The 8,198-nt window shown below is 36.7% G+C and carries 12 protein-coding genes; all 12 read left to right on the top strand.

Annotated features, from left to right (window positions below):
- Nucleotides 1-361 precede the first annotated feature (361 nt).
- The gene (locus NGR58_RS09590) at nucleotides 362-592 is read left to right on the top strand and encodes a helix-turn-helix domain-containing protein (protein WP_258089285.1); all 231 of its coding nucleotides are present in this window, start codon (nucleotides 362-364) and stop codon (nucleotides 590-592) included.
- 859 nt (nucleotides 593-1,451) lie between these two features.
- Nucleotides 1,452-1,733, top strand: coding sequence for a hypothetical protein (locus tag NGR58_RS09585; protein WP_258089284.1), 282 nt, complete (start codon nucleotides 1,452-1,454; stop codon nucleotides 1,731-1,733).
- 5 nt (nucleotides 1,734-1,738) lie between these two features.
- Nucleotides 1,739-1,966 carry a hypothetical protein gene (locus tag NGR58_RS09580; RefSeq protein ID WP_258089283.1) on the top strand — a complete coding sequence of 76 codons (228 nt, stop codon included), beginning with the start codon at nucleotides 1,739-1,741 and terminating at the stop codon, nucleotides 1,964-1,966.
- A 19-nt stretch (nucleotides 1,967-1,985) separates the two neighbouring features.
- Complete coding sequence (locus NGR58_RS09575; protein WP_258089282.1) at nucleotides 1,986-2,312, top strand: hypothetical protein; 327 nt, start codon at nucleotides 1,986-1,988, stop codon at nucleotides 2,310-2,312.
- Nucleotides 2,313-2,335: 23 nt separating this feature from the next.
- Nucleotides 2,336-2,767 (top strand): single-stranded DNA-binding protein, encoded by a 432-nt coding sequence (locus NGR58_RS09570; protein ID WP_063067365.1) that lies wholly within the window; start codon nucleotides 2,336-2,338, stop codon nucleotides 2,765-2,767.
- A 9-nt stretch (nucleotides 2,768-2,776) separates the two neighbouring features.
- Nucleotides 2,777-3,796, top strand: coding sequence for a coiled-coil domain-containing protein (locus tag NGR58_RS09565; RefSeq protein ID WP_258089281.1), 1,020 nt, complete (start codon nucleotides 2,777-2,779; stop codon nucleotides 3,794-3,796).
- Between the two features lie 309 nt (nucleotides 3,797-4,105).
- Complete coding sequence (locus tag NGR58_RS09560) at nucleotides 4,106-4,414, top strand: hypothetical protein (RefSeq protein WP_258089280.1); 309 nt, start codon at nucleotides 4,106-4,108, stop codon at nucleotides 4,412-4,414.
- Nucleotides 4,415-4,430: 16 nt separating this feature from the next.
- Complete coding sequence (locus NGR58_RS09555; RefSeq protein WP_258089279.1) at nucleotides 4,431-5,216, top strand: DNA/RNA non-specific endonuclease; 786 nt, start codon at nucleotides 4,431-4,433, stop codon at nucleotides 5,214-5,216.
- A 2-nt stretch (nucleotides 5,217-5,218) separates the two neighbouring features.
- Nucleotides 5,219-5,899 carry a hypothetical protein gene (locus NGR58_RS09550; protein ID WP_258089278.1) on the top strand — a complete coding sequence of 227 codons (681 nt, stop codon included), beginning with the start codon at nucleotides 5,219-5,221 and terminating at the stop codon, nucleotides 5,897-5,899.
- Complete coding sequence (locus NGR58_RS09545; RefSeq protein ID WP_258089277.1) at nucleotides 5,892-6,239, top strand: hypothetical protein; 348 nt, start codon at nucleotides 5,892-5,894, stop codon at nucleotides 6,237-6,239. The genes NGR58_RS09550 and NGR58_RS09545 overlap by 8 nt, the downstream gene beginning before the upstream one ends.
- Complete coding sequence (gene mobP2, locus NGR58_RS09540) at nucleotides 6,232-7,647, top strand: MobP2 family relaxase (RefSeq protein WP_258089276.1); 1,416 nt, start codon at nucleotides 6,232-6,234, stop codon at nucleotides 7,645-7,647. The genes NGR58_RS09545 and mobP2 overlap by 8 nt, the downstream gene beginning before the upstream one ends.
- Before the next feature lie 84 nt (nucleotides 7,648-7,731).
- A complete protein-coding gene (locus NGR58_RS09535) occupies nucleotides 7,732-8,001 on the top strand; it encodes a hypothetical protein (protein ID WP_258089275.1) in 270 nt (89 codons plus the stop codon).
- The last annotated feature ends 197 nt before the right edge of the window (nucleotides 8,002-8,198 follow it).

The raw sequence follows: 8,198 nt of genomic DNA, 5'->3' as shown, positions 1-8,198 counted from the left end.
GACAAAAATTTTTGCTAAAATGAATTTTGTTATAAAAATGTAAAAAAATGCCGGTAAAACTGGTGTGATAACGTTTACAGTACATACAAAAAACAGTAATAAAAACAATGTTGCGTCAAATACTTGAAGTATTACATATATATTAAAGGCAACAAGAGGTGCTAAGTCCTTGATTTAATAGGATTTATTCTCTTGCTGCCAGTAAAAAAATTAGGTTCAAATTTGAACCTATAATAACTGACAGTGAAGACCTTCTTGTTCAACAAGGAGGCTTTTTTAGTTTCTAAATACCGGCTAGTTCGGTTAATTTTTTAACTAGAATTTCCATTATCGATATTAAAGAGTGAGGAGGTGAGAATTGATGAATTATAAAGATAAGGAAACCTTGGGGCAAGCAGTTAAAGCTTGGCGGAAATTGCATCATTACCGGATGGGTGATGCAGCTAGAGCAGCAAATATTCCATACGCAAGCTTTCAACGTATTGAATATGATCAAGGAAATCCACGCATTAAAAATTTAGCATTAATTGCACGAGCCCTTGATATGTCGACGGATGAAGTCATTGCACGTTGGTTTAGTGATGATGAATAAAAAGATCAATAACTGAAGATAACATCTCATCTACCAAATGACCGATGTTATCAACTGTTATTGATCTTCCAAAACTTAATAAATTACCCTCTGTTGCGATTAGTACTGCAATACTTTTTAAAACAGAAAGTACAAGTATCATTTTCAAAAAATGAAGAAAATGAGCTGGTTTTAGTGCGACGTTTTTTAGCACCAAACCTAATGTATACATCAGTATAACATATTATGACATATCATGTGAAGTTATGAATGAAATGAGCGCATATTAAAAGTCATAACCTGGTGTTAAAAGACGTTACTAAGAGCCACAGAGGGGGTATAGTAGAGTTTTTTGACTATACCAAGATGGCTTTAAGCAGTTACAAAATGCGACGTCGTAACTTGTATAAGCAAATAAGGGGTCCGTATCGCCTACACGTCGTCAAAAAGGTGCCAGAGAACGTCGTAGCGAACGTTTAAAGTAATGTGGTGTAATTGATAACTACTGGTGGTGACAACCAGACAAATGCGTCAAAAGGTCAGGGTGGACGTACTGAAAATGGCGTCACACGGCAGTCACAATTTGGTTCATGGTGCTTAGTTCATAATTCGACCTTTTAACTCGAAATGACGTTGTGATTGTAGCTGGGCAGTGCTGGCTTTAAACGTGTGCCAATTCTTGTAATTGGACGACAAAACAGTGATTTTGATCACTCTGATCGCAGTTAGTGTTTTGTTGGAATAGCTCGCTCAAGGGCGAACTCTCCTAACTAACGCTACGCGTTGTTGTTGAGTTGTTAGGCACTGGTCTATTGATTAATAACTACATGAAATAATGTCGTTTTGTTATCCATTGTTTGGATAGAACGGGAGAAAAATGATGTTAGCAATTGATCAATTAAAAACAATAAATCGTGTGCCGCACGATACAACAAATTATATATATGTAGCGTTTGATGGGACTTTTTCAACCATTAAAGCATTTGCTGAGACACAGGCAGATTTACATAAGCAGGTATTAGCAATGCAAGCACAAAAAGCAGAAATTTTTTGGCTAGGGCGGTTATCTAAAACGGCTTGGTCTGAAATTATAGTGGGGTTACGAGCAGGGAATAGATTACAGGATTTAATTGTAATTGAAACAGTTAGAGGGCGGAGGTAAAGGAGATGGATTTTCAGTACATTGCAGTGGATTGGCAGCGGCAACATATTTTATTAAGTGCTGATTCAATGGCCGGGTTAAATCGTTTGATTTTGTCCGAAAAAGGGCAATTAGTTATTCAACAACAAGCGATTTGGATTTATCGAATTGAAGAACAAGTTTTGGTACAAGTCCAGCAAGAAATTAATCGGACTGGGGTGCCTTTTAATCAATTAGTACAACCGGATCACTAAACCGTTGTGGGGGTAGGTTATGTGGGAACAATTAGATTTATTTACGCAGCAGATAGTGGTTTCAAAGAGACAACATATTTATTTGGCGAAACAATTAACAGAACATGGTTTGAGTGATGTGGGACATTTTGTCAGCTTGCTTGATGAAAGTGAGATACTAATTGGACAGGTAGTGGTAGCAGCAAATACACATTTATTTGTCGTTGAAAAACAAGTTGCAAATGGTCATATTATTCAACAAAATGACTTGTTACGTGTACAAAAAACACAACAAAATTTAGAACAGTATTTAGCTGCAAAATTGCCAGCTGACTACCCTATCATTCGGACACTTTTTGATGAATAACTGGTTAAGAGGAGGAATTAACAATGCAAACAAATATTCATGTGGGACGACTTTTAAAAGAATTTGATCTACAAACAGTTGGTGAGCACAAAGATATAAAAATGGTACGTTTGGGGTTAGCAGTTAAACGTTATTTAAGTCAAAAATCGCAAACAGATTTTATTTATTATGTGGCCTTTGGCAAAACGGCAGAGATGCTATCTCAATATGCTAATCAGAAGGGTATGCCGATTGAATTGCACTTTAATATACAAAGTAGCCACTATCAAACGACCGACGGTCAGTCTAAATATCAAACGACAAATGTGATTACTTCATTCATGCCTTTGGCGACTGGTAACCATGATAAATCTGTCGTAACTGAAGATGAAACGGTGATTGCAAATGATGAATCAGACGAAGATGTTTTACAAGGTTTGGCCGGTTTAGTTGCTGATGATTTAGAGATTAGATAGGAGGTTAAAATGCAGCATGTTAAGGTGAAATACAGTGAAAAACCGCATTTAAAAGAAGGTGCTACCTGGTTTAGTCGTTGGTGGTATCACAGACAGATTAAGCATGATAATCGACGCTATAATCATTATGATCAACAACGAAAAACTGTGACCTTACGATTGCTAAGTTTACTTGGTATTGCCGCTGCTATTTTGATTTATTCAATGGTAATGCCACGACCATCGAGTACCGTTTCAACTAAGTTAAATCAGACAATGGCGTTTGGTAATCAAGGCACTAATGTCCAGTTAACAAAGAAGGTCTTTAATGATGAAACGGGTTTGTTAGAGTTACATTTTAAGTTTACTGGTAACGCTGATGATACGCTGACAACTGGTATTAATATGAAACGATTTAAGTTGTCATTTGCAGGTGATCGTTACATTCAAAATGGACAATCTGAATATCATATTATTGCCACTTCGACGAATACAATGGTCGTGCAATTTGAAAAATTAAAAACTAATTTTCAAGATGTGCGGGTTGGATTTGCGGATAAAAGTATTGATACCGAAAATATTAAGACGGCTGTTGATGAGTCGTCAGATTCAACAAAAAAGCCAGCAAAAACAAGTGATCAGGTAGCTACAATTGTAATTAATAATGATGACAAGTTACCGGTTAATAAACATCGAAAAGTACTCACCAAAAAGCAATTGGTTGTGGCACAAACAAACACGAATATCCAAGAACAAAAGCAAGCGATTAAAGAAAATCGAACAGCCATTAAAGAGTGGCAAGCAGCCATCAAAGAACAAACCGAAAATGTCCGAGCAACACGGCAACAGTTGCCAGATATGACCGATAAAGAACAAGCACAAGCTAACGAAACGATTGAATCTTATCAATCAAAGATGACGGATCTTAAGAAAAATATTTCAGATACCAAAGCAACAATTGATAGTAAAAAGGAGAAAATCAAGCAGTTAGAAAAGCAAAAAACAAAGCAACAAAATGGACAACTTAACGTACCTAAACTAGCACAATAACCGATGCGAAATTGCTGCCTAACAACAGTAATTCCGCAATATTTTTACCTTAATGAAGGGGTTACCAAAGGTGTAGCCAGAGGATTACCACTAGGATAGCCAGGGAGTTACCAAAGGTGTAGCTAGAGGGTTACCACTAGGGTAGTTTTTATAAACTGATAGTATCTCAAGGAATGCCCGCACAGCGGGACTATATCGCAGCGTGGTATCATTCCCCCTTAACCTGTTATTTATTATTGATTCGTTTTGATTTTTATTTAGGCATAGCAAAAAATTTGAATTCTGACTTAGTAATGGAGGTTTAATTTAATGGCAAATCAATTTATTATTCGTAACTTATCAGATCATACTTTGAAAGTTCTTGATGATGAAGCAGCACGAAATCATATTTCACGGAACGCTTTACTGCAAATTGTCATTGAGAACTTTGCGAACAATTTGGAACAAGCAAACGCCACGGAAATTTTATTGGAGCCGTTGCAAGATGTGACGAAACAATTGAATACTTTAACGCATGTCACAACCGAATCACAACATGCTATTTCTCACGACTTAACTGCATTGAAAAATAGTATTGAACAGTTAATTAAATATATGTATGACGACACCATTGGTTAATAAGGAGTGAGGTAGGATGTACGGTTACAATCGACGGTGGTTACGTCGCTTTATTATCATCTTTATGATTATTGTGGCAGTTCTGGTTTTTGTAAAGCGCGATGTTATTTTGAATCGTATATTTAATCAATTTAGCCAGTCGACAGCTGCACCAAAATTACCACAACATGAAGACCAGCAGAAAAAATTAGTGGCACAAGATTTCACAACACAACAAGCTATCGCGGTTACTAATAATCAACCTAATTTTACAACAAGTGAATTGAAAATTAATCAAGGTGCTTGGCAAAAACTAGCGCATCGAGATTGGTTAGGGCGCCCACAACAAGCGGATGCCTTATTGAATCAAGAACAGATGCCAACCTTGAAAAGAAAAAAATCGACCGTTAAACCACCTGGCTATCACGTGTATCGCTTTAACCAAAACGATCAACAAGATTATCTTTATAACCGGTCACATTTAATTGGTTATCAACTAACAGGATTAAATAATGATGCTCGTAATTTAGTGACAGGGACACTCGCAATGAATGCAATACATGAATACGACAATCAAGGTTCGATGGAAACATTTGAAAATCAAATAGCCAGTTATTTGAAGCAGTCACCAAAGCACTTTGTCCGTTACCGGGTGACGCCGTTATATCGCAATGTTGAACGAGTACCCCGTGGTATAGAAATGGCTGGGCAATCAGTTGGCGATGATCAAATTAAGTTTCATGTTTATATATTTAATAGTCAACCTGGCTGGCAAATTAATTACTACACCGGGACAGCTTTACAACAAGATAAGGGGAATTAACCATGCAAACATTAAGAGAATTTCGACAAAAACTAAAGCGTAAAAATCAAAATCGCCTGAAGTATTTACAAACTAAGTTTAAGAACTATTCTGACGAAAACTTAGATGATCACGTTGCTGATGAATTACGTGGGTTGATGAACGTGACGGAAGTTTTGGACTATGAACCAACTGATGAAAATTTATTTAAACGGCAAATTGCTATTAAAACGAGTCGTCAAGAAGTATGGTATCGCAAGACATTGAAAACCTGGCTTGCGCAACATCCAGAAACAGGTGTTAGTGGTGAGAATAATGCCGGTATGTATCGCTTTGCATTAAACTTTTTTGTGAATCAAGTAATCTTAAATCCCAAAAATAATACGTTGTCTTATGGTGATTTGTTGAAAGGTATGGATGAAATAAATGATGCCGATCCAATGTTAAACCAAATTAATAATCAGATGGCAGATTTAAAGGAAATGACGTCATTTATTGCTGCTATGGATTATTTAGAGAATATGCAAGATTTTGGACCGGCGCGCCAAATTGATGAAGTCATTCAAACGGATATTCGGTCGGAAATTGATGAAAGTAGCCAGTATGCAAAAGACTACAATGCTTATCAAAAACGTCGTAAAAATGATCTCGCTAACAAACGTCACCGACGTCGTGGTGATGGAATGGAGTTTAAACATGACTAATAATCAATTTGATTTAGAAGTTGCATTGGCCAAATTACATGAAGAAGACTGGTTACATCCTGATCAAACGGCATTACAAGACATGCCAATGGAACAGGAAACGGAAATTAATAAAAAGTACCAACAAAAAAGTTATTGGATCGCACAATTTTCTCATTTATTAATGGACCAGTACCAACAAAGCAGTCATGCTTGTGCAAGAATTTTGAAATTAACAAATCATAAATATGTCGCACGTGCAGTTGTTCGTTTTCCATCTAAAGATTTTCAAACGTTGGCAAAAGTACATGATGAATTGACGGGCTATGCTAAAACACAGGGGGTAAATGTACATGGCTAAAACGGGAGGTTTTGCGAACTTTGCAACAGGTGAAAAGAAAACCGGGGCTGTCTTATTATCGACGCATTTTACAACGGCTGCCCAGGCAACGAAAGAAGGTAAACAGTTTGGTAATTTAGTCCGTACCTATGCTGCTAAAAGTTCCAAAGTGATGGATGAAAATAATCAAGCGTTAGTAGATATAACGGATGCTGAACAGGCCCAGAAGACAAGTAATAGTTTTGGTTATAGTTCTCGCTTTTCTGCTACGGGTGATGAACACCCTCTGTTTGATAGTGACACGTTAAATATGACCGATGAGCAGATGGACAACCTGGAAAATAAACTAAACTTGGCCCAAGAAAATGGCAATATTTTGCATGAGATGGCCTTCTCAATACGAGGTGATTGGTTGGTTGAGAATAATCTGTATGATCCAGAAACAAAGCAATTAGATCAAGATAAATTAAAGCGGGCTGAACAACATATTGTGCACGATTTATTTGAAAAAGGTGGGTCACAACCTTTAGGACAAGGTCCCGATGATGTTGTTTGGTTTGGTGCCGTGCATCAAGATACTGACCATCTTAACATGCACATTTGGTACGCAAAGATTTCACCAGAAACGCGACCTAGTATGTTACTTAAAAATGGTGAACCAAAAGGTGTTATTGATTTTAAAGCAAAGCACCAAGCTGAAAGTAAATTACGTTATGAAATAGAATCAGACGCAACGAAAATTAAGCGGGCAAATATTTATGAAGCGGTGGGAAATTATCGCACACAAATTAAACAAGATTCTTTGACAAGTCTGGATCGGACACACAAGTACACGGTGAACCTGCAGAAAATCTATGATGTCTTACCACAAGATTTACGGGGGCGTTGGAAAGTTGGTAACACTGATACGTTGGTGACGGATGATACAAGCCGAATGGCTCCAGCTAATCGACAAATGAATGGTCTGATTGATAAGTTATTGACGCATGAATTAAAATATGATTACCAAGAATTTCTAGCAACTACACAAAAAATGGATGGCATGATGGCAGAAACGCATGGAAATCAACACAAAGGCCAAGAGAAATGGTCAGAAGCGCAAGATAAACGACTACGTAAAGAGTTAGCTAATGGTATTTATCGGCAATTTAATGAACAGTTTAATGCAGATCAGAAGATTAACGATGGTAAGTTTCACAAACAGGCCAAAGGAAATTTTGAAAAGGTTAAACAACGTAATGAGCAACCTGAAAATTCTAAAATGGTGGCGCAATATAAACCTGCACCTGTCGGTAAATTAAATAAAATTGCAAAACGGATGACGAAACAAAGTCGACAGGAAATACAACAAATGCATCGGATGTTACAAGACACGATGGTAGATCAATCACAAAATGTTAGTGATGAATCACTTTCACGGCATTTATAGGTTTTACAGAGTTAATATACAAATCGTTATTTGCAAAGGTGTAGAATTAAGGTATTGATATAAAACATAAAGAAAGGTCGAAACATGAGAAAAAAAGATTTATCAAGACAATTCGTTTTAGCCATTAATGATGTAGGAAAAAACAGTGAATTAGGGATTTTTTTAAGTACTTATCAGGCAAAATTAGACAAAAATCAGCTAAAAGGCCTTGAAATAACACGTTTTACTGATGGAATCTCAAAAGTAGTCGGTAAATCACATCAAGGTGTTCCAACATCTGTCACAAAGCTTATTTCTATGATAAATCAACGTGGTATTTTGAATGGCTTTGGCCTAGGCTTACGAATGTTCTAAAATGAATTATTAGTCAAGAAGTGACAAATCACTTTCACATAATTCAATGTGCTGTCCCAAATGTCTAAGGGTGCTCCTATCCTAGTATTTGGTACATAAATTTCTGAACAGTTGTGCCATAATTAATAAAACAAGATAGGAGCATTCCAATGAAACGATATCAAGATGATTTTAAAGCCAGCATTGTGAAGATGCAT

Origin of the sequence: Weissella fangxianensis, assembly GCF_024718545.1 — a bacterium.
Lineage (GTDB): Bacteria > Bacillota > Bacilli > Lactobacillales > Lactobacillaceae > Weissella > Weissella fangxianensis.
This window is presented reverse-complemented; position numbering and strand designations above follow the sequence as displayed.